Source organism: Lysobacter terrae (assembly GCF_054782215.1).
Map to the genome: position 1 here is coordinate 83,935 of NZ_BAAGSX010000007.1, position 19,918 is coordinate 103,852.

Consider the following 19,918-nt stretch of genomic DNA (forward strand, 5'->3'; position numbering starts at 1 on the left):
CGCATGGGAAGGCGGCGGCTTTCCATGGGACGATAGAACTCCATGGCACGCATCCCCGACGCCTTCATCGACGACTTGCTCGCGCGATCCGACATCGTCGAGATCATCGGCGCGCGCGTGCCTTTGAAGCGCCAGGGCAAGGAATATTCGGCGCGCTGCCCGTTCCATGACGAACGCTCGCCGTCGTTCACCGTGTCGCCGACCAAGCAGTTCTATCACTGCTTCGGCTGCGGCGCGCACGGCACGGCGATCTCGTTCCTGATGAATTACGACCGCCTCGAGTTCCTCGACGCGGTCGAAGAACTGGCCAAGCGCGTCGGCATCGAAGTGCCGCGCGATACGCAGCAGCGCAACGTCAACCCGGAGACGAACGATCTCTACAGCGCGGTGGAAGCCGCGGCGAAGTTCTTCCGTAAACAGCTAGGCACGAGCGCGAAGGCGCAGACCTATCTCGACGGCCGCGACGTCAGCGCCGCGATCCGCGAGCAGTTCATGATCGGCTACGCGCCGGACGGCTTCAGCGGCCTCAAGGATGCGCTCGGCACCGACGAGCGCCGCATGCGCTTGCTCGAACGTGGCGGTCTGTTCTCGAAGAACGAACGCGGCCATGTCTACGACAAGTTCCGCGACCGGGTGATGTTCCCGATCTTCGACCGGCGCGGCCGTGTGATCGCCTTCGGCGGCCGCGTGCTGGAAAAGGACGACTCGCCCAAGTACCTCAACTCGCCGGAAACGCCGCTGTTCCACAAGGGCCGCGAGCTTTACGGCCTGTGGCAGGTGCGACAGGTGCAGCAGAAGATCGAACGCCTGATCGTGGTCGAGGGCTACATGGACGTGGTCGCGCTGTTCCAGCACGGCGTGACCCAGGCCGTGGCCACGCTCGGCACCGCGACCACGCCGGACCACGCCGAGCTGCTGTTCCGCAATGCGCCCGACGTGTTCTTCTGCTTCGACGGCGACCGTGCTGGCCGCAACGCGGCGTGGAAGGCGGTGGAATCGGTGTTGCCACGAATGAAGGACGGACGCCAGGCGTTCTTCCTGTTCCTGCCCGACGGCGAGGATCCCGACACCCTGGTCCGCAGCGAAGGCAACGACGGCTTCGAGACGCGCCTGCGCAACGCCACTCCGCTGTCGCAGTTCTTCTTCGACTCGCTCAGCGCCGACGTCAATCTGGGCACGCTCGAAGGCAAGGGCCGCCTGGCCGAACGCGCCAAGCCGTTTCTCGCACAGATTCCCGACGGCGCCTTCGGCGACCTGATGAAGCAGCGCCTCACCGAGCTCACCGGTGTAGGCGCGCGCACCAGCACGCCGGAAACGCACGTGCCCGCGCAGCGTGCTAACGCGCGCATGGGCGCGCCGCAGGCGAACAAGCCTTCACTCGTACGCACCGCGATCACGCTGCTACTGCAGCAACCGGACGTCGCGCTGACGGTGCCCTCCTCACTGCATTTCGCCTCGCTCGAACAACCCGGCGTGGAGCTGCTGGTGGAAATGATCGAACTGGTGCAGCAGCGCCCCGATATTTCCACCGGCCTGATCCTCGAACATTTCACCGACCGGCCCGAGGCTGCCGCGTTGACGCGACTGGCCATGGCGCCTGCCGTCGAATCGACGGCGGCGACGCAGGCGGACGAACGTGTTTTCGAGGATGTAGAGATGCGCAGGCAGACCTTTCTCGACACGATCGCACGCCTCGACGCGCAAGCGGTGCGGCAGCGCATCGGTCAGTTGGAAGCGCGCGTGCGCGAAGGTGGCTTTGCGGTGCTGAGTCAGGCCGATAAAGCCGAGCTGCTGGAATTGCAGGGCGTTGCGCGCCGGCAGGATATGGGCGCGATCTGAGTTCGCCCCCGGTTCACTGGCTTCTATCGTTCCGCAGAACTTCCGAGCATCTGCGATGAAGGCCGTAGATTTCCGGTCCCGCATAACGCAAACGGCCCGCAGCAATGCGGGCCGTTTGTCTTCGCAGTTGCCCTGCTTGTTCATCACCCCTGCGGACTTGCACCTCGGCCTACCACTTCGGCCACCGCCCCGCCCTCGCAGCGCGAGAACAGGTCAAGGCCCGCGCGGTACTCCGGTGTACGCACCTGCATCAGCCCGAGCACCGAAGAGAACAGGTTGTCCTGACTGACGGCGTCGGCGCTGCGTGTTTTCAGGCAAGCCGTATCGACACCGCGCGAAGCGGCGAATTGCGGCGACAGCCAGACCAGCAGCGGCACGCGCGTCTGTGTCTCCGGCGCGATCGCATACGGCACGCCGTGGAGGTACAAACCGTTTTCGCCCAGCGATTCGCCATGATCGGAAAGATAGATCATGGCGGTGTCGCGCCCGCTCTGTTCCTGCAGGAAGCGCAGAGTACGGGCGAGGAAATCATCGGTGTACAGCACCGCATTGTCGTAGGCGTTGACGATCTGCTCGCGACTGCACTGGTTGAGGTCGGAGGTGTCGCAGGTCGGCGCAAAGCGGCGCAGTCGCGTCGGATAGCGCGCGTAGTACGCAGGTCCGTGATTGCCCAACTGATGCAGCACCACGACCTGGTCGCCCGGGTTGGCGTCGATGCGCTCGGCCAGCCCGTGGAGCATCGCTTCGTCCAGGCAGCCTTCCTTCGTGCACGCGCCCGGCACCTGGCCGTGTTCGAACGACTCGAACGTCAGGCCCTCGCACACGCCCTTGCAACCGGTCTGGTTGTCGCGCCACAGCGTGCGGATGCCGGCGTGCTCGAGCACGTGCAACAGCGATTCGGAATGCGCGATGCGGTCCTTGTCGTAGTTGGCGCGGCCGTACATCGAGAACATGCAGGGCAGCGAGATCTCGGTGGCCGAGCCGCACGCGGTCATATCGCGGAAGTTGATCGGCCCATCCGCGCCCTGCGCCAGGGCGGCGAGCTGCGGTGTGGTCTGGCGTGCATAGCCGTTCAGGCCCCAGTTCTGCGCGCGCACGGTTTCGCCGACGACGATGACGAGCAGGCGCGGCTTCGCGTCCACCGGGCGGCCCACCACCTTCGCCTGCGTGCCGATGGGCTCGCGCGGGCGGTTGCGATCCTTGTGCGCATCGCGTGCGACCTGGACCAGCGAGACCAGATAGTTGCCCGGCGTGACCAGATAGCGCAGTTCGCGATGGTTGCGCATCAGCGCGGACACGCTCTGGAACGATGCCAACAGCGCCCCGGCCGCGAGCAACACGGCGAGCAGCAGGAACGCCACGCGAACCCCCACCGCCCGCAGCAACGGACGCCGCTTCAGGCGCAGCCGCCACAACAGCACCGCCGGCAGCACGCCGTACAACAGCAGCGATGGCACGGCGGCGACGGAGATCAGCTCGTGCGATTCCTTGCCGTCGGTATGCAAGATATTGCGCAGCATGTCGGCATCGAAATACACCGTGTAGGACGACATGAAGTAGGCCGCGGCCGCGCTCGCCAGCAACAGCACCGTCAGCAGCGGCTTGGCGGTCCAGCGGTTCAACAGCAGTCCGAGCAGTACCGAATGCAGCGCCACGATGGCGACGAACAGGCTGACGGCCGTCAGCGCGCCCTTGCCGCCCTGCAGCGCGCCCGTCGCGGCGACGGCGCGGAAGAAGGTCTGGTTGCAGGCGATCGCGAAGTAGACGCTCGCCGCGGCGATCAGCGTTTCGACGCTGATCTCGGGACGCAGGCGCAGGGCTTCGCGGAGCAGGCGCTGCACGCGCCCGACGGGAGAAACTTCGATGACACTCATGGCGACGGCGAGGTAGAGATCGCGCCGCCCAGCGACGGCGAAGCGGCGGATGCGGACGATAGCGACGTGCGCACGCCCAGCAGACGGAAGGTCACCACCGCGCACGTCCAGCAGATGGCTGCGGCGGCGATGTCATGCGAGAGGAAGTGCGCGCCGCGTAACTGCTGCGCGATGCCGAACAGCAGGCCGACACCGAGTCCGACCGCCAGTCCCCACCAGCGCCACTGCGGCCGCACCATCGCGAGGAAGAAGTACAGGGCGAGCCACGCGTAGCCGCCGCTGGCGTGACCTGCGGGAAAGCACATGCCGCGCGCGAGGCCGGCGGATTTCGCTTCGAACAGGCCGAAGTAGACGCGGGTGCCGCCATAACGAGCCAGATCCCAAGGACAGTCCACATTCGACCACGACTTGACCCACGAGACCAGCAAGGTCGAGGCCGCGACGGCGACCAGGAGATATAGCAGCGGCCGGCGCAGCGATTGCGCGCTACGCCGGAAACGCGCCACCAGCCATGCGGCCAGCACAGTCAGCCAGGCCCCGATACTCAGGTCACGGCCGAATTGATGAATGACGTTCTGGGTAAGCCAGGCATGGCGCAGCGACCAGGCATGGCCTTCCAGCGCGTAGAGCCGGTCGGCCAGCCAGAGATCTCCGTGCAGCGCGGTCCAGACGACGAAGAACAGTAGGAGCAGCGCGGTGGCCTGCAGTCCTTGGAATCGCGCGGCGCGCAGAGACGACGGCACGCGCGGGATCGCGGGGACGGGAACGGATTTCGCCATGCGGATTGGACTGCGCAGACCGGATTGCCAGGGCTGCGGCATGGTCCGGTCCGGCGTGTCGGAGCGCGGTCGGAGCCGTATTCGCTAAGCGTTAACCGGTGCGACGGGGTTCACATTTGTCGCGGGTGCTATCGTCGCGACACCCTTGGCGGCCCGTTCGACGGTGTTCCGACGTCGGGACCCGCAGGCTGAACAGCCGGCGGAGCCGGCCAAGCCCGATGGAACCGATGCATGCGCGTGCTGGTCGTGGAAGACAACCGGAACCTGGTCGCGAACCTGTTCGAATATTTCGAGGCGCGCGGCTATTCACTCGACGCCGCCCCCGATGGCCCCACGGGACTGCATCTGGCATTGACCCAGGACTACGACGCAATCGTGCTCGACTGGACGCTGCCGCGCATGGACGGCCGCGAAGTGCTTGCGCGCCTGCGCGATGCCGGGCGTTCGGTGCCGGTGCTGATGCTTACCGCACGTGCCGAACTCGACGACAAGGTCAGCGGCTTCCGCAGCGGCGCCGACGACTACCTCACCAAGCCCTTCGACCTGCCCGAACTCGAAGTCAGGCTGGAAGCGCTGGCGGCCCGTGCCACCGGTCGCGGCCGGCGCGTGCTCGAGGTCGCCGACCTGCGCTACGACCTGTCCACACTGGAGGTGACGCGCAGCGGCCGCACCCTGCACTTGTACCCCGCCTGCCGCAAGCTGCTGGAACTGCTGATGCAGGCCAGCCCCGCCGCGGTGTCGCGTGAACGCCTCGAACGCGGCCTGTGGGGCGACAGCCCACCCGACGGCGACATGCTGCGCTCGCATGTGTACGAACTGCGCCGCAGCGTCGACGGACCGTTCGCGCAAAAGCTCATCCACACGTTGCCGCGCGTCGGCTATCGGCTGGCCGCGGCCGAGCACGACGACGGCACCGAGGATCGCGATGAAGCCTGAAACGGACGCCCCGCGCCGGTTGCGCAGCCTGCGCACGCGGATCCTGCTGGCGCTGCTGACCTATGTAGTGCTGCTGGCGGGCGTGGTGATCGCGCAAGGCAACCTCGTCCACGAGCGCGCCGAGCGCCTGGTGTGGCGCGCGATGCTCAATTCCGAACTCGATCACGCCGTCGAACGCATGCGCACCGAGCCCGGCTACCACTGGGTGAACACCAACACGCTGGCGCTGTATCAAGACGGCGATCTCGCACTGCCGCCGCCGCTGCGCGGAATGGGCCCGGGGTTGCACGACGACGTCGCCATCGGCGACCGCGTCTACGTCGTGATGGCACGCCGCACCGACGGTCGCATGCTCCTGCTGGCGCTCGACGTCACCGACTTCGAGCGGCGCGAGGTGCACACGGCCGTGAACGTCGTCGGCGCGGCGCTGGTCCTGACGATCGCGCTCGGATTGGTCGTGGCCTGGATGGCGAACCGAATGGTGCGTCCGCTCAGCCGCATGGCCGAGCAGATCGGCGGCCTGCGCCCGGACCAGCCCACCCAGCACATCGATATCCGCGAGTCCTCCAGCTCGGAACTGCACGTGATCGCCGACGCGCTCAACGATTACCTGCACCGCAACGCACGCTTCGTCGAGCGCGAGCGCGCCTTCATCGACACCGCCAGCCATGAACTGCGCACGCCGGTCGCGGTGATCTCCGGTTCCGCCGACCTGGCGCTGCAGCAGCCGGGTCTGCCGCCCCCCGCTCAGCATCAGCTGTCGCGCATCCGCCGTACATCTCGCGATGTGGAGCAACTGATTTCGCTTTTGCTGGTGCTCGCCAAGGATCCGGCCCGACTCGCGCAGTCGAGCGAGCCGGTAGCGCTGGACGAGTGGTTACCGCAGATCGTCGAGGATCATCGCCATCTCACGCGGGACAAGGCGCTCACCATCGCGCTTGCGCCACTGCCGCACATCGAGATCGTCGCGCCGCTGCCGATCGTGCAGGCCGCCATCGGAAATCTGCTGCGCAATGCGATCGAGCACAGCGACCGCGGCGAAATTCGTATCCGCCTGGAAGGCCCGGCTACGGTGGTGATCGAAGACCCTGGGCACGGCATGACGCCGGAAGAAATCAGTGCGATCTATGCGCGCATGGCACGCGGCGCCGACAGCGATCGCGACCGCGGCGGCGGCATCGGCCTGGAACTGATTTCCCGCCTGTGCGAGCACTTGGGCTGGCGGTTGAGCCTGGCCTCGGATGAGGGCAGCGGGACGACGACGACGCTGACGTTCGCAGCAAGCTGATGTCCGACGCGCCGAACGGCGCGTCGACAAAATCACTTCCCGCGCGAGTCCTTCACCACATCGCCGCCCTTCATCACGAAGGGAACCGACTCCAGCAGCGTCACGTCCTGGGTCGGATCGCCGGGTATCGCGATCAGGTCGGCGAAGCGGCCTGCTTCGAGCACACCGCGATCTTCACGGCCGAGCGCTTGCGCGGCATTCACCGTCGCCGCCTGGATCGCCTCGGTGGGCGTCATCCCGTACTTCACCATCCAGCGGAACTGCTTGCCGTTGTCGCCGTGCGGATAGACGCCAGCATCGCTGCCGAAGATCATTTTCGCGCCGGCGGCGTGCGCCTTGCGGAAGTTCTCGCGCTGCACGTCGGCGATCTCGCGGTCCTTGCGCAGGTTGTCTTCGAGCACGCCGTTCTTCTTGCCTTCGGCCTGGGTGTACTCGGTGTTGTAGATGTCCATCGACAGCCAGGCGCCGCGCTGCTTGGCCAGCTTGATGCCTTCGTCGTCGATCAGGCTGGCGTGTTCGATGGTGTCGACGCCGGCGCGGATCGCGTCCTTGATGCCCGGTGCGCCGTGCGCGTGCGCGGCGACCTTGAGGCTGGCCATGTGCGCCTCATCCACTATCGCCTTCATTTCCTCGAGCGTGAGCTGCTGCGCGCCCGGCTCGTCGCCGTGCGAGAACACGCCGCCGGTCGCGCAGATCTTGATCACCTGGGCGCCGTACTTGCGCAGCGTGCGCACGACTTTGCGGCCCTCTTCCGGGCTGTCGATGTTGTACGGAGCCTTCTCGTCCATGGACGGCGGGAAGAAGGTGGAATCGCAGTGCCCGCCGGTCGCGCCGACCGCGTAGGTCGCGGTGATCACGCGCGGGCCGACGACCTTGCCCTGGTCGATCGCCTGGCGCAGACCGACGTCGTTCCAGGCATCGGCGCCGACGTTGCGCACGGTGGTGAAGCCCGCCTGCAGCGTCTTCAATGCATGCGGCACGGTCAGCACCGACCAGAAGCGGTCGCCGTATTGCAGGCCGGTGTAGCCGCCGTAGCTGGGATCGCTGTCCAGATGCACGTGCATGTCGATCAGACCGGGCAGCAGGGTCATGTCGCCCAGGTCGTAACGCGGAGTATCGGTGGAGACGACGCCGTTGTCCTTGCCCTGCAGCACCTGCTTGATGTGACCGTCTTCGATCTGCACCGTTACGTCGTGGAGCATGCGGCCGCTGCGCACGTCGAGCAGGCGCGCGGCGGTCACGACGGCGTTGCCGTGGTCGAGCGCGTAGGCGCTTCCGATCGGCAGCAGGCACAGCAAGGACAGCGTCAGGGTGCGCAGCTTGGGCATTTCCGGTGACCTCGTGAGGTGGCGGCCGGCGTCAGCCGGCGCTATGGAATGCGGCCGGCATCAGCCGACCTTCTGGAATTCGAGCGGCGACAGCGGCTCCAGCCACGGCAGCAGCCAATGGTCTACGAGCAGGAAGGCGAACAGCGCCATCAGGTAGACGATGGAGTAGCTGAAGACCTTCATCGCGTACAGTTCGTCCGGCGGGTCCATCAGTTTCCACGCATGCCAGATGAAGACCGTGCCAAGCACCAGCGCGCCGCCGAGATAGAACAGTCCGCTCATGCCCGCTGCGTAGGGCAGCACGGTCACGACCACCAGCAACACGGTGTAGAACAGGATCTGCCAGCGCGTGTACTGCACGCCGTGCGTCACCGGCAGCATCGGCACCATGGCCTTGCGGTAGTCCTCGCGGCGGAAGATCGCTAGCGCCCAGAAGTGCGGCGGCGTCCACACGAAGATGATCAGCACCAGCAACAACGCGTGCGGCCAGTCCCATTCGCCGCGCATGCCGGTGATCGAGGCCCAGCCCAGCAAGGGCGGCGCGGCGCCGGCGATGCCGCCGATCACGATGTTCTGTGGCGTCGCGCGTTTGAGGAACACCGTGTAGACCACGGCGTAGCCGATCAGCGAGGCGAACGTCAGCAATGCGGTGATGACGTTGACCCACAGCACCAGGACCAGCATCGACAGCGCACCCAGCGCCAGCGCAAACAACAAGGCCTGCCGCGGCGTGATCTGGCCGGCGACGATCGGTCGCCACGAGGTGCGCGCCATCTTCGCGTCGATGCGCGCATCCAGCAGCTGGTTGATCGCGGCGGCGCTCGACGCGGCCAGCCAGATGCCGAGGAAGCCGAGCAGCCCGAGCCGTGTCTCCTCGAGCGTCGGTAGCCCATCGATCGCGAGCAACATACCCACCAGCGCGGTGAACACGATCAACGCGACCACGCGCGGCTTGGTCAGGTCGAAGTATTGGCGCAGCGTGGTCATCAGTGCTCCGGCACGCGCAGACGCGCGAGCAGCGAGACCAACAGGAACAACAGCAGCGCCGCGCCGGCGTTGTGCAGTACGGCCACAACCAGCGGCAGACCGAGCTTCACGTTGGCGATGCCGAGGCCGACCTGCGCCAGCACCAGCACCACCAGCGCCCCGCCCCAACCGCGCATGCCGGGCGTGCGCAGCAGCTTCAGCGCGAACCACAGCAGGTAAACGAAGACCACGAAGGCCATCATTCGATGCGCCATCTGGATGGCGATGCGCGACTGGCCGTCGAGGATGCCGCCTTCGTAATCGACGCCGACGCCGCGCCAGAGGACGAAGCCTTCGCGGAAATCGTGCGGCGGCCACCACTGGCCCACGCACTGCGGGAAGTCATTGCCGCAGGCGAGCGCGGCGTAGTTGGCGCTGGTCCAGCCGCCCAGTGCGATCTGCAAGGCAAGGAGCGCCAGACCGATCATGACCCAGCGGCGCATCGTGCGCGCCTCGGCGAGCCGGATCGGCTGGTCGGTCGCCCGCCAGGCCATCCACGCCAGCAGCGAGAACGTGGTGAGGCCACCGAGCAGATGCCCCATCACCACGATGGGCTTCAGCAGCCAGGTCACGGTCCACATGCCCAGCAGCGCTTGAAAGATGATCACTGCCAGGGTGAGTACGGCGACGCGGCTGAAGTCGCTATTGCTCCAGCGCCACGCGGACGCCAGCAGTATCGCTTCGCCCAGCACCGCCAGCATCGATGCCGGACCGTGCAGACCGCGCATGTACAGCGGGATCGCAATCGCCACCAGTGCGGCAGCAACGATCACCGGCCATGCCATGCGCGCGCGTTTGCGCGCCGCCAGCAGCGCCAGCGTCAGCACCAGCACGCCCAGCAAGGCCGCGATCATGCGGTGCACCTGTTCGCGCCAGGCCTTGTGCGTCTCGAACGGGCGGATCGCGCTCGCGGCGTGTTCGCTGACTTCCTGCGCGGCGGCAGGCCAGGTGGCGCGGCCGTAGCAGGTCGGCCAGTCGGGGCAGCTCAGGCCGGCGTTGGACAGACGCACGAACGCGCCGAACACGATCACGCCCAGTGCGAGGGCGACGGCGAGCCAGGCGATGCGATGGAAGTTGCGGGTCGGTTTGGTCAGGGCGGTCATGCGCGGCGTGCCTTACTTCAGCTTCAGCAGCTTGGCCAGGTCGGAGCGCAGGTCGCCCGGGTCGGCGCCGGCAGCGTAGCGCAGAATCACGAAACCGTTCGGATCGATCACATAGACCGGTACGCCACGGCCGCCCTTCCAGGTCACGGCATCGACGCGCGGCAGCTGCGTGCGCAATGCGGCATCGGGCTGCAGCAGGCGCAGGTTCGCCAGTGCCGATGTGCCTGCCGGCTGCGCGCACGGCGTGGCTGCGCACAGCCACAGCACGTCGACGCGCGATGCGTCGCGGCCGAGCAGTTCCCACACGGTGTGGATGTCGTGCGCGGCCTGGGTGCACTCGGCGCCGCAGTCGGCCGGCGGGGCCAGTGCGATGCGCCAGGTGCGGTTGATCGGATTCCACTTGTATTCGCTGCCGTCCAGCAGCTTCGGCGTGGTCGCGCGCAGGTCGGCCGGCGGCTGCAGCAGCTCGCCCTTGTTCTTCATGCCCGCGGGGCGCCAACCGGAAAAGCGCAGCACGCCGGCGAAGATCAGGCTGCCGAAGAACAGCGCGAAGATCGCCAGCAGCATCATCCGGTTGCGATTGCGCGTGGCGCGGTCGGGCGTGGCGGAGTTTCTATCGGTCATGGCGGGATTTGCGGAACGTAAGAATCAAGGCCGTGACCAGCACGGCGGTAGCCAGCGCGAACCACTGCAGCGAATAGCCGCGATGGCGTTCAGGCGGCAGGGTGTTGGCGAGCAGTTGCAGGTCGCGGGGATAGCCCAGCGGCATTGCGGGATCCAGGCGCAGGACGCGCGGTGCCAATGGCCGGGGCAACTGCAACGTCCGCGAAATCACCTCGGTATCGATGCGCGTGAGCACCCAGCCGTCGCCTTGCCGGGCGATGCCGACGCCGATCGCGAGTCCAGCCGAAGGAGGCGCCGTGAGCAGGCCGCGCACTTCGACATTGCCTTGCGGCAGGGCGATCGCAGGCATCGCACGATTGGCGGGCAACGGCAGCCAGCCCAAGTCCACCAACAGCGGCGCCGCACCGTGCTCGGGAAGGAACACGCGGTAGGCGTGCACGCCAGGGCGACCATCGCGTTGCTGATTGTCCAGCCAGAGCGGCCCAATGGCGGCAAATTGGCCGCGGCCCGCGCTCCAGTCGTAGTCGTGGGTGTGCGGCCGATCGGCGGCCTGCGAAAGCGGTTGCGGCTTGCGTTCCTTCAGCACCTGCGCCACCGCATCGAGCATCGCTTGCTTCTCGACCGCGCGCTGCGCCTGCCAGACGCCGAGCCGCGCGAACAGCGCGATCGTCAGAATGGCCAGCGTCCAGCCGACTACCAGGGTGCGGCGACGGCTCACGCGCGGCTTCCCCGCGGCTGCGATAATGCGTCTGCAGCTGCGCTCGGGAGCATCGTCATGAAGACCCTGATAATCATCGCCGTCCTGATCCTCATTCTCTGGAACCTCGGTGCCGGCCTGTATTACATGATGGTCGACAAGGGCGAGAGCAAGCGCACAGTGAACGCGCTAACCCGTCGCGTCGCGCTATCCATCGCGCTCATCATCGGCGTGGTCATCGCCGCCAAGATGGGCTGGATCGAATTCCACGGCATCGGCCGCAATCCATAACCCCCTGTCGCGCCGCTGTACGCGCGGCGCGACCACAAAAGCAAAAGGCCCGGGACCGCGGCTTTTCAGCCTCAGCCCGGGCCTTCGCGTGTCGTCTTACAGCACGTAGACGAACAGGAACAGGCCCAGCCACACCACGTCGACGAAGTGCCAGTACCAGGCCACCGCTTCGAAGGCGAAGTGGTGTTCCTTGTTGAAATGCCCGCGCGCGCAGCGCAGCCAGATGATCGCCAGCATGATCGTGCCGAGCGTCACGTGCGCGCCGTGGAAGCCGGTGAGCATGAAGAAGGTCGAGCCGTAGATGCCCGAGCCCAGGGTCAGGTTGAAGTGCTTGTACGCCTCGATGTACTCGCTGCCCTGGAAGTACAGGAACAGCGCGCCCAGCAGCACGGTGGCGCCGAGGAAGGTCAGCAGCGTCTTGCGGGCACCGACCTTGAGCGCGTGGTGCGCGATGGTGACGGTCACGCCCGAGGACAGCAGGATCATGGTGTTGAGCAGCGGCAGGCCCCAGGCCGGCACGGTCTGGAAGGAACCGCCGACGCCCGCCGGGCCGTTGGTCGGCCAGCCGGCGGTGTAGCCGTTCCACAGCAGCGCGTTGGTCATCACGCCGTCGCCTTCGCCCGACAGCCACGGCAACGCGTACTGGCGCGCGTAGAACAGGGCGCCGAAGAACGCGGCGAAGAACATCACTTCGGAGAAGATGAACCACACCATGCCCATGCGGAACGAGGTGTCGACCTGCTTGTTGTAGTTGCCCTTGATCGACTCGCGGATCACGTCGCCGAACCAGCCGAACAGCACGCCGGCCAGCAGCGCGATGCCGAAGAAGAACACCGGCTTGCCCCAGTGGATGGCGTTGAACCAGCTGGCCAGGCCGACCATGGTGGTGAACAGCGCGATCGAGCCGAGGAACGGCCAGCGGCTGCTGTGCGGCACGAAGTAATGGTGGGCGTCTGCGTGTGCTTGTGCCATGGCAGGTGTTCCGTCAGGTGCTGTGCGAAGAAGATTCAGGGCGCTGCGTGCGAGGCGGCGGTGGTGCCCGCCAGCTTCGACGTCAGCACGTCGTTTTTGTAGAAGGTGTACGACAGGGTGATCGTGTTCACGTCAGCCGGCAGGTTGGGATCGACGATGAAGCGCACGGGCATGTCGCGCGTCTCGCCGGCCTGCAGGGTCTGGGCGGTAAAGCAGAAGCACTCGGTCTTGTTGAAGTAGCCCGACGCGCGGGCCGGGGCCACCGACGGCACCGCGCTGCCGACGATGGCGCGCGCGCTGGTGTTGGTGGCCCTGTAGGTCGCCTCGTACTGCTCGCCCGGACGCACGCTCAGGGTCACCTGGTTCGGAGCGAACTGCCACGGCAGCTTCGAATTGACGCCGCCGTCGAACTGCACGGTGATCACGCGCGTCTCGGGCGTCTTGGCGCCGTGCTCGGCCGCGTTGGCGGCCGTGCGCTCCAGGCGGATGCCCAGCACTTTCTCGCAGGCGATGCGGTACAGCGGGATCAGGCTGAAGCTGAAGCCGAAGGCGGCGATCGCCACCAGCACCATCTTGGTGATGCCGCTGGTCGGCTTGCGTGCGGCGTTGTTGCCTGCGCCGTTCACTTCTGCGCCGCTCATTTCGACAGCCCCACCATCGCGATGAAGCCGGCATAGACGACCACCGCGATCAGCGCGATCCACAGCGCCGTGCGACGCGCGCGCTTGCGGCGCGCGTCGGCATCCTGCGGCGAGAGCTGTTGCGGGTTCATCGCAGCCGACTCGTGCGCCTTAGTGCGTGATGTCGCCGTGGGCGAGATCGCCGTCGCGAATCACCGGCGGCACGCTGAAGGTGTGGTGCGGCGCCGGGCTCGGCACGGTCCACTCCAGGCCACGGGCGCCTTCCCACGCGCGCGCATTGGCCTTGGCGCCGTTACGCAGCGAGTGCCACAGGATCAGGGCCATCATGAACGGCGTCAGGAACATGCCGAAGGCACCGATCGAGCTGACGAAGTTCCAGTCCGCGAACACCACGTTGTAGTCCGGGATGCGGCGCGGCATGCCGGCCAGGCCCAGGAAGTGCTGCGGGAAGAACAGCAGGTTGACGAAGACCATCGTCCACCAGAAATGGACCTTGGCGAAGCCCTCGTTGACCATGCGGCCCGTCCACTTCGGCCACCAGTAGTACACGCCGGCGATGATGCCGAACAGCGCGCCGGTGACGAGCACGTAGTGGAAGTGCGCGACGACGAAGTAGGTGTCGTGGTACTGGAAGTCCGCCGGCACGATCGCGAGCATCAGGCCGGAGAAGCCGCCGATGGTGAACAGGATCACGAAGGCGATCGCCCACAGCATCGGCGATTCGAACGAGATCGAGCCGCGCCACATCGTGGTGACCCAGTTGAACACCTTCACGCCGGTCGGCACCGCGATGAGCATGGTGGCGAACATGAAGTAGATCTCGCCACCGAGCGGCATGCCGACGGTGAACATGTGGTGCGCCCACACGATGAACGAGAGGAACGCGATCGAGGCGGTCGCGTACACCATCGCCTGGTAGCCGAACAGCGGCTTGCGGCTGAAGGTCGGGATGATCTCGGAAGCCACGCCGAAGGCGGGCAGGATCATGATGTAGACCTCGGGGTGACCGAAGAACCAGAAGATGTGCTGGAACATCACCGGGTCACCGCCGCCGGCGGCGTTGAAGAACGAAGTGCCGGCGTACTTGTCGGTCAGCAGCATCGTCACCGCGCCGGCGAGCACCGGCATCACCGCGATCAGCAGGAACGCCGTGATCAGCCAGGTCCAGCAGAAGATCGGCATCTTCAGCAGGTCCACGCCCGGGGCGCGCATGTTGAGGATGGTGGCGATGATGTTGATCGCGCCCATGATCGAGCTGATGCCCATCATGTGGATGGCGAAGATCGCGAAGGCCACGTTGTTGCCGCCCTGCAGCGACAGCGGCGGATACAGCGTCCAGCCGCCGGCCGGCGCGCCGCCCGGCATGAACAGGGTCATGAGCAGCAGGGTGAAGGCGAACGGCAGGATCCAGAAGGACCAGTTGTTCATGCGCGGCAGCGCCATGTCGGGCGCGCCGACCTGCAGCGGGACCATCCAGTTGCCCAGGCCGACGAAGGCCGGCATCACGCCGCCGAAGATCATGACCAGCGCGTGCACGGTGGTCATCTGGTTGAAGAACTCGGGATTGACGAACTGCAGGCCCGGCTTCATCAGTTCTGCGCGGATGATCACCGACATGCCAGCGCCGATGACAAACATCACGAACGAGAACACCAGGTACAGCGTGCCGATGTCCTTGTGATTGGTCGAGAAGAACCAGCGCTCGATGAAGCCCTGCTTGTGCTCGTGGGCGTGGTCGTCGTGGTGCACGGGCGCGTGCGTGGCTTCGTAATGCGTCGACATGGTCGTGCCTCGGTATTCGGATCAGCCGGCGACCGCAGGAGCGGCCGGGGCTTGGGTGGCGGCAGCGGCGGGCGCTGCCTGCGCGGGCGCGGCTTCGGCCGGCTTCTCAGCCGGTGCGGGAGCGGCCGGAGCGGTCGGCGCCGGAGGCGCGTTCTTGGCCTTCTGTCCGGCCAGCCACGCGGTGTACTCGTCCTTGGGCAGCACGCGCACGACGATCGGCATGAAGCCGTGGTCCTTGCCGCACAGCTCGGCGCACTGGCCGCGGTAGACGCCCGGCTCGGTCACTTCGGCCCAGGCCTCGTTGACGATGCCCGGGATCGCGTCCTGCTTCCAGCCCAGCGCCGGCACCCACCAGGCGTGGATGACGTCGTCCGCGGTGATCACGAAGCGCACCTTGGTGTTGACCGGCAACACCAGGGCGTTGTCGACGTCGAGCAGGTAGTTCGGATGGTTGGCGGTACGCGCGTCGACGTGGCTCTGGCGGATCTCGTCGCTCTTGCGGTCCAGGCGGCTGGTGAAGCTGACGCCTTCGCCCAGGTATTCGTACTTCCACATCCACTGGTAACCGGTGACCTTCACGGTCATCTTCGATTCGCGGGTGTCGTACATGTTGATCAGCTTGCTGGTGGCCGGGAAGGCCATCAGGACCAGCAGCACGATCGGGATCACCGTCCAGATGATTTCCAGCTTGGTGCTGTGGGTGAAGTCCTTGTCCGGCACCGCGCCCTTGGAATGGCGGAACTTGAACATGGCGACGAACATGGCGCCGAACACCAGGATGCCGATGCCCACGCAGATCCACAGCGACAGCATGTGCGCCGAATAGGCGTTGTGCGCCAGCGGCGTGGCGCCTTCGCCCATGTTGAGCTGCCAGCGGTGCGGCGCATGGCTCCATGTATCGCTGGCGGCCTGGGCGAAGGCGAGCAGGGGAGCGGCCATCGCGGCCACGCCCATTGCCCACTTTCCCGCGGTCCGAAGCTTGCTACGACCGGCTTTCATCAGTTCGAGCCCCGAAAAGATCAGTTGATTCGTGATGTCGCTCCGCGGGCTGCCTCGGTCGGCGCCGCTTCGATGGCGAAGCGGCATCGGCTCCGGCGGGGAGCCGCGCGGAACGAGGTGGCTGGCAGGTTCGGACCGGAGAGGTCGGAACCCATCACGCCGGAGGCATGCCCTTAGGGCGGGAGCTTCGCGGACGCTACGGAATAACTGCGAAATGGTAGCGACCGGGCCGCGGTCGGGCAACCCGCAGTGCAGGCCCCGACCGAAGGGTTCAGCGCGAAAAAGCGGCAAATCCGCCACAAAACCGCGTCCGCGACATGACGATTCCGACTGCCGGCGGGCCGCGCGCGCCGGTGCGCAGGCTCTAGACTATGCGGCTTCCCCACCGCAGTTGCGGACCCGATGAACCCAGTCACCACCGCCACCGCCCCGGCGGGCGCCGTTTCGCCCGCGCCCGACCTGATCAGCCCCGAAATCCCCGCCCCGCCGCCCGGCCCCCGCGCCGCGATCACCGCCGGCTGGGTACGCGACGAGGCCGCCCACGTCCGCCACCTGCTCGAACTGGCGCGCCTGCCGGAGACCGAGCGCCTGCAGGCGCAGGCCACCGCGGCCGACCTGGTGCGCCGCGTGCGCGCCCGGGCCAAGGACCAGGGCGCGATCGAGGCCTTCATGCGCCAGTACGACCTGGGCAGCGAGGAAGGCGTGCTGCTGATGTGCGTGGCCGAGGCCCTGCTGCGCATTCCGGACGAAGACACCGCCGACAAGCTGATCCGCGACAAGCTGGGCGATGCGGACTGGAAGAAGCACATGGGCCAGTCCGATTCCGTGCTGGTTAACGCCTCGACCTGGGGCCTGATGCTGACCGGCCACCTGGTGGACCTGGCCGACGAGACCAAGCGCGACGTGCACAGCGCCTTCAAGCGCCTGCTCGGTCGCGTCGGCGAGCCGGTCATCCGCCTGGCCGTGCGCCAGGCGATGAAGATCATGGGCCACCAGTTCGTCATGGGCCGCACCATCGGCGAGGCACTCGCGCGGTCGCAGAAGGGCGACAACGCCAACTACCGCTATTCGTTCGACATGCTCGGCGAGGGCGCGCTGACCACCAAGGACGCACTGCGTTACCTGCAGGCTTACCGCGACGCGATCCACGCGATCGGCAAGAGCGGCAACCACACGAGCAAGGAGGTCTTCGGCGTGCCGTCGATCTCGGTGAAGCTCTCCGCGCTGCATCCACGCTACGAGCATGCCAAGCGCGAACGCGTCTTCGCCGAACTCACCCCGCGCGTGCTGGAGCTGGCGCAACTGGCCAAGTCCTACGGCATCGGCTTCACCATCGATGCCGAGGAGTCCGACCGCCTGGAGCTGTCGCTGGACGTGATCGCCGCCGCCTACGCGGATGCGTCGCTGGACGGCTGGGAAGGCTACGGATTGGCCATCCAGGCCTACCAGAAGCGCGCGCCGGAAGTGATCGATTTCATCGCCGATCTCGCCCGCAAGCACGGCCGTCGCATTCCCGTGCGCCTGGTCAAGGGCGCGTACTGGGATAGCGAAGTCAAGCGCGCGCAGGTCGACGGCCAGCTCGGCTATCCGGTGTTCACGCGCAAGCCCAACACCGACGTGTCCTACCTCGCCAACGCACGCAAGATGCTGGAAGCAAGCGACGCGGTCTATCCGATGTTCGCCACCCACAACGCGCACACGATCGCGTCGATCTGGCAGCGCGCGAAGTCGATGGGCCGCGAGCGGCACTTCGAATTCCAGAAGCTGCACGGCATGGGCGATGACCTCTACGCCGAAGTGATTCCGGCCGGTCGCCTGGGCGTGCCGTGCCGCGTGTACGCGCCGGTCGGTTCGCATGAGGACCTGCTGCCGTACCTGGTCCGCCGTCTGCTCGAAAACGGCGCCAACTCCAGCTTCGTCAATCGCATCACCGACGAAGACGTCGCCATCGACGACCTGGTCCGCGATCCGGTCGAGACCGTTTCCGCATTCGAATCCATCGCGCATCCGCGCATCCCGCAGCCGGTCGACGTGTACCGCAGCTTCGGCATAGACAGGAGCAACTCCATGGGCGTGAACCTCGCCAACGACGACCAACTGCGCACGCTCGCCGAGCAGATCAACGCGGCCGCGAAGCAGGAATGGCGCGCCACGCCGCTGGTGCCGGGCGCCAAGGTCACCGGCGCGAACATTGCCGTAACCAACCCAGCCGACCGCCGCGAGACCGTCGGCCAGTGGCAGCCCGCCGACAGCGCGACCGTCGAGAAGGCGCTGCAGAACGCCGTCGTCGCACACGAGACCTGGAACACCACGCCGGCCGCTTCGCGCGCCGCGATCCTCGAAAACGCCGCCAACCTGCTCGAACAGCGCATGCCGCAGTACATCGCGCTGTGCACCAAGGAAGCCGGCAAGACCATCCCCGACGGCGTGGCCGAAGTGCGCGAAGCGGTGGATTTCCTGCGCTACTACGCCGCGCAGGCGCGCGCGCTGTTCAAGCCCGAAGCGCTACCCGGCCCGACCGGCGAATCCAACACGCTGCAGCTCTCCGGCCGCGGCGTGTTCGTGTGCATCTCGCCGTGGAACTTCCCGCTGGCGATCTTCCTCGGCCAGATTTCCGCGGCGCTCGCCGCCGGCAACAGCGTGCTCGCCAAGCCCGCCGAGCAGACCAACCTGATCGGCTACTACGCGATCAAGCTGCTGCACGAAGCGGGCGTGCCCGAAGCCGTGGTGCAGTTCCTGCCCGGCGACGGCGCCACCGTCGGCGCGGCGCTGACCCGCGATCCGCGCGTGGCCGGCGTGGCGTTCACCGGTTCCACCGATACCGCGCGCGCGATCAACCGCGCACTGGCCGCACGCGATGCCGCGATCGGCGTGCTGATCGCCGAGACCGGCGGCCAGAACGCGCTGATCGCGGACTCCTCGTCGCTGCCGGAACAGGTGGTGAAGGATGCGATCTCCTCGGCGTTCACTTCGGCCGGCCAGCGCTGCTCGGCCGCGCGCGTGCTGTTCGTGCAGGACGACATCGCCGACAAGGTGACGCACATGCTGGGCGGCGCGATGGCCGAACTGAAGGTCGGTGACCCGGGCCTGCTCTCGACCGACGTGGGGCCGGTGATCGATGAGGACGCGCTGAAGATGCTGCGCGACCACGCCGAGCGCATGGACCGCGAAGCGAATAAGATCGCCGAAGTCGCACTGGACGCCGAAGCCGCGCACGGCAGCTTCTTCGCCCCGCGCGCCTACGCGATCGGCTCCATCGATGTGCTGCACAAGGAAATCTTCGGCCCGGTGCTGCACGTGGTGCGCTGGAAGGCGGATCAGCTCGACGCGGTGATCGACGCGATCAACGGCACCGGCTACGGCCTGACCCTGGGCATCCACTCGCGCATCGACGAAACCGTCGAGAAGATCGCCTCGCGCATCAAGGTCGGCAACTGCTACGTCAACCGCAACCAGATCGGCGCGGTGGTCGGCGTGCAGCCCTTTGGCGGGCAGAACCTGTCCGGCACCGGTCCCAAGGCCGGTGGCCCGCACTACCTGCCGCGCTTCGCCACCGAGAAGACCATCACCATCAACACGACGGCGGCCGGCGGCAATGCCTCACTGCTGACACTGGGCGACTGATGTCGCCCACGGCGCCGCCGCGGCGCGAGCGGTGGCGACGATGCTGGATCGCCACGGCGCAGCAAAGAAAAAGCCCCGCAAATGCGGGGCTTTTTCGTGCAGCGGTGAAGCGCAG

At 66.8% G+C, this 19,918-nt stretch carries 17 protein-coding genes; 5 read left to right on the top strand and 12 right to left on the bottom strand.

The genetic code is table 11. From position 1 onward, the window contains the following. Nucleotides 1-42 precede the first annotated feature (42 nt). Entirely contained in the window at nt 43-1,839 is a 1,797-nt protein-coding gene (dnaG, locus tag ACYVJ8_RS11635) for a DNA primase (RefSeq protein WP_460712530.1), read from the top strand. 143 nt (nt 1,840-1,982) lie between these two features. On the opposite strand, the gene ACYVJ8_RS11640 is transcribed toward dnaG, so the two are convergent. Together ACYVJ8_RS11640 and ACYVJ8_RS11645 are read right to left on the bottom strand one after the other, a co-directional pair. Continuing rightward, nucleotides 1,983-3,713, bottom strand: a complete 1,731-nt coding sequence (locus tag ACYVJ8_RS11640) for a phosphoethanolamine transferase (protein WP_460712532.1) — start codon at nt 3,711-3,713, stop codon at nt 1,983-1,985. Then, the gene (locus tag ACYVJ8_RS11645) at nt 3,710-4,492 is read right to left on the bottom strand and encodes a phosphatase PAP2 family protein (RefSeq protein ID WP_460712534.1); all 783 of its coding nucleotides are present in this window, start codon (nt 4,490-4,492) and stop codon (nt 3,710-3,712) included. Before ACYVJ8_RS11645 ends, ACYVJ8_RS11640 begins: the two co-directional genes overlap by 4 nt. Before the next feature lie 231 nt (nt 4,493-4,723). Here ACYVJ8_RS11645 and ACYVJ8_RS11650 point away from each other — a divergent pair, with 231 nt between their 5' ends. Beyond that, nucleotides 4,724-5,428, top strand: a complete 705-nt coding sequence (locus ACYVJ8_RS11650) for a response regulator transcription factor (RefSeq protein ID WP_460712536.1) — start codon at nt 4,724-4,726, stop codon at nt 5,426-5,428. Then, nucleotides 5,418-6,716 (top strand): sensor histidine kinase, encoded by a 1,299-nt coding sequence (locus ACYVJ8_RS11655; RefSeq protein WP_460712538.1) that lies wholly within the window; start codon nt 5,418-5,420, stop codon nt 6,714-6,716. The genes ACYVJ8_RS11650 and ACYVJ8_RS11655 overlap by 11 nt, the downstream gene beginning before the upstream one ends. 32 nt (nt 6,717-6,748) lie before the next feature. Here the strand turns inward: ACYVJ8_RS11655 and ACYVJ8_RS11660 are convergent, their stop codons facing one another. From ACYVJ8_RS11660 to ACYVJ8_RS11680, 5 genes are read right to left on the bottom strand one after another with little or no spacing between them, the layout of a single operon-like run. Continuing rightward, a complete protein-coding gene (locus ACYVJ8_RS11660) occupies nt 6,749-8,044 on the bottom strand; it encodes a Xaa-Pro dipeptidase (RefSeq protein WP_460712540.1) in 1,296 nt (431 codons plus the stop codon). A gap of 60 nt (nt 8,045-8,104) precedes the next feature. Beyond that, nucleotides 8,105-9,031 (bottom strand): heme o synthase, encoded by a 927-nt coding sequence (cyoE, locus tag ACYVJ8_RS11665; RefSeq protein ID WP_460712542.1) that lies wholly within the window; start codon nt 9,029-9,031, stop codon nt 8,105-8,107. Beyond that, nucleotides 9,031-10,173, bottom strand: coding sequence for a COX15/CtaA family protein (locus tag ACYVJ8_RS11670; RefSeq protein WP_460712544.1), 1,143 nt, complete (start codon nt 10,171-10,173; stop codon nt 9,031-9,033). Before ACYVJ8_RS11670 ends, cyoE begins: the two co-directional genes overlap by 1 nt. Nucleotides 10,174-10,185: 12 nt before the next feature. After that, entirely contained in the window at nt 10,186-10,797 is a 612-nt protein-coding gene (locus ACYVJ8_RS11675; RefSeq protein WP_460712546.1) for a hypothetical protein, read from the bottom strand. Further along, nucleotides 10,787-11,515 (bottom strand): SURF1 family protein, encoded by a 729-nt coding sequence (locus tag ACYVJ8_RS11680; protein ID WP_460712548.1) that lies wholly within the window; start codon nt 11,513-11,515, stop codon nt 10,787-10,789. Before ACYVJ8_RS11680 ends, ACYVJ8_RS11675 begins: the two co-directional genes overlap by 11 nt. A gap of 57 nt (nt 11,516-11,572) precedes the next feature. Here ACYVJ8_RS11680 and ACYVJ8_RS11685 point away from each other — a divergent pair, with 57 nt between their 5' ends. After that, on the top strand, nt 11,573-11,785 hold the full coding sequence (locus tag ACYVJ8_RS11685; RefSeq protein WP_460712550.1) for a twin transmembrane helix small protein: 213 nt from the start codon (nt 11,573-11,575) through the stop codon (nt 11,783-11,785). A 96-nt stretch (nt 11,786-11,881) separates the two neighbouring features. Here the strand turns inward: ACYVJ8_RS11685 and ACYVJ8_RS11690 are convergent, their stop codons facing one another. Genes ACYVJ8_RS11690 through coxB form a run of 5 tightly spaced genes read right to left on the bottom strand, consistent with a single transcriptional unit; the run spans nt 11,882 to nt 16,134 of the window. After that, nucleotides 11,882-12,757, bottom strand: a complete 876-nt coding sequence (locus ACYVJ8_RS11690; RefSeq protein WP_460712553.1) for a cytochrome c oxidase subunit 3 — start codon at nt 12,755-12,757, stop codon at nt 11,882-11,884. Nucleotides 12,758-12,792: 35 nt separating this feature from the next. After that, nucleotides 12,793-13,398, bottom strand: a complete 606-nt coding sequence (locus ACYVJ8_RS11695) for a cytochrome c oxidase assembly protein (RefSeq protein ID WP_460712555.1) — start codon at nt 13,396-13,398, stop codon at nt 12,793-12,795. Continuing rightward, nucleotides 13,395-13,529, bottom strand: coding sequence for a hypothetical protein (locus ACYVJ8_RS11700; protein ID WP_460712557.1), 135 nt, complete (start codon nt 13,527-13,529; stop codon nt 13,395-13,397). The genes ACYVJ8_RS11695 and ACYVJ8_RS11700 overlap by 4 nt, the downstream gene beginning before the upstream one ends. A gap of 19 nt (nt 13,530-13,548) precedes the next feature. Then, nucleotides 13,549-15,180, bottom strand: a complete 1,632-nt coding sequence (gene ctaD, locus ACYVJ8_RS11705) for a cytochrome c oxidase subunit I (RefSeq protein WP_460712559.1) — start codon at nt 15,178-15,180, stop codon at nt 13,549-13,551. A 21-nt stretch (nt 15,181-15,201) separates the two neighbouring features. After that, entirely contained in the window at nt 15,202-16,134 is a 933-nt protein-coding gene (gene coxB, locus ACYVJ8_RS11710; RefSeq protein WP_460712561.1) for a cytochrome c oxidase subunit II, read from the bottom strand. Nucleotides 16,135-16,581: 447 nt separating this feature from the next. Between coxB and putA the strand changes: the two genes are divergently transcribed. Next, nucleotides 16,582-19,803, top strand: a complete 3,222-nt coding sequence (gene putA / locus ACYVJ8_RS11715) for a bifunctional proline dehydrogenase/L-glutamate gamma-semialdehyde dehydrogenase PutA (RefSeq protein ID WP_460712563.1) — start codon at nt 16,582-16,584, stop codon at nt 19,801-19,803. Nucleotides 19,804-19,918: the final 115 nt, after the last annotated feature.

Coding starts and splice junctions, on each gene's coding strand:
- dnaG (WP_460712530.1), top strand. CDS start 43: ATGGCACGCATCCCCGACGCCTTCATCGACGACTTGCTCGCGCGATCC.
- ACYVJ8_RS11640 (WP_460712532.1), bottom strand. CDS start 3,713: ATGAGTGTCATCGAAGTTTCTCCCGTCGGGCGCGTGCAGCGCCTGCTC.
- ACYVJ8_RS11645 (WP_460712534.1), bottom strand. CDS start 4,492: ATGGCGAAATCCGTTCCCGTCCCCGCGATCCCGCGCGTGCCGTCGTCT.
- ACYVJ8_RS11650 (WP_460712536.1), top strand. CDS start 4,724: ATGCGCGTGCTGGTCGTGGAAGACAACCGGAACCTGGTCGCGAACCTG.
- ACYVJ8_RS11655 (WP_460712538.1), top strand. CDS start 5,418: ATGAAGCCTGAAACGGACGCCCCGCGCCGGTTGCGCAGCCTGCGCACG.
- ACYVJ8_RS11660 (WP_460712540.1), bottom strand. CDS start 8,044: ATGCCCAAGCTGCGCACCCTGACGCTGTCCTTGCTGTGCCTGCTGCCG.
- cyoE (WP_460712542.1), bottom strand. CDS start 9,031: ATGACCACGCTGCGCCAATACTTCGACCTGACCAAGCCGCGCGTGGTC.
- ACYVJ8_RS11670 (WP_460712544.1), bottom strand. CDS start 10,173: ATGACCGCCCTGACCAAACCGACCCGCAACTTCCATCGCATCGCCTGG.
- ACYVJ8_RS11675 (WP_460712546.1), bottom strand. CDS start 10,797: ATGACCGATAGAAACTCCGCCACGCCCGACCGCGCCACGCGCAATCGC.
- ACYVJ8_RS11685 (WP_460712550.1), top strand. CDS start 11,573: ATGAAGACCCTGATAATCATCGCCGTCCTGATCCTCATTCTCTGGAAC.
- ACYVJ8_RS11690 (WP_460712553.1), bottom strand. CDS start 12,757: ATGGCACAAGCACACGCAGACGCCCACCATTACTTCGTGCCGCACAGC.
- ACYVJ8_RS11695 (WP_460712555.1), bottom strand. CDS start 13,398: ATGAGCGGCGCAGAAGTGAACGGCGCAGGCAACAACGCCGCACGCAAG.
- ACYVJ8_RS11700 (WP_460712557.1), bottom strand. CDS start 13,529: ATGAACCCGCAACAGCTCTCGCCGCAGGATGCCGACGCGCGCCGCAAG.
- ctaD (WP_460712559.1), bottom strand. CDS start 15,180: ATGTCGACGCATTACGAAGCCACGCACGCGCCCGTGCACCACGACGAC.
- coxB (WP_460712561.1), bottom strand. CDS start 16,134: ATGGGCGTGGCCGCGATGGCCGCTCCCCTGCTCGCCTTCGCCCAGGCC.
- putA (WP_460712563.1), top strand. CDS start 16,582: ATGAACCCAGTCACCACCGCCACCGCCCCGGCGGGCGCCGTTTCGCCC.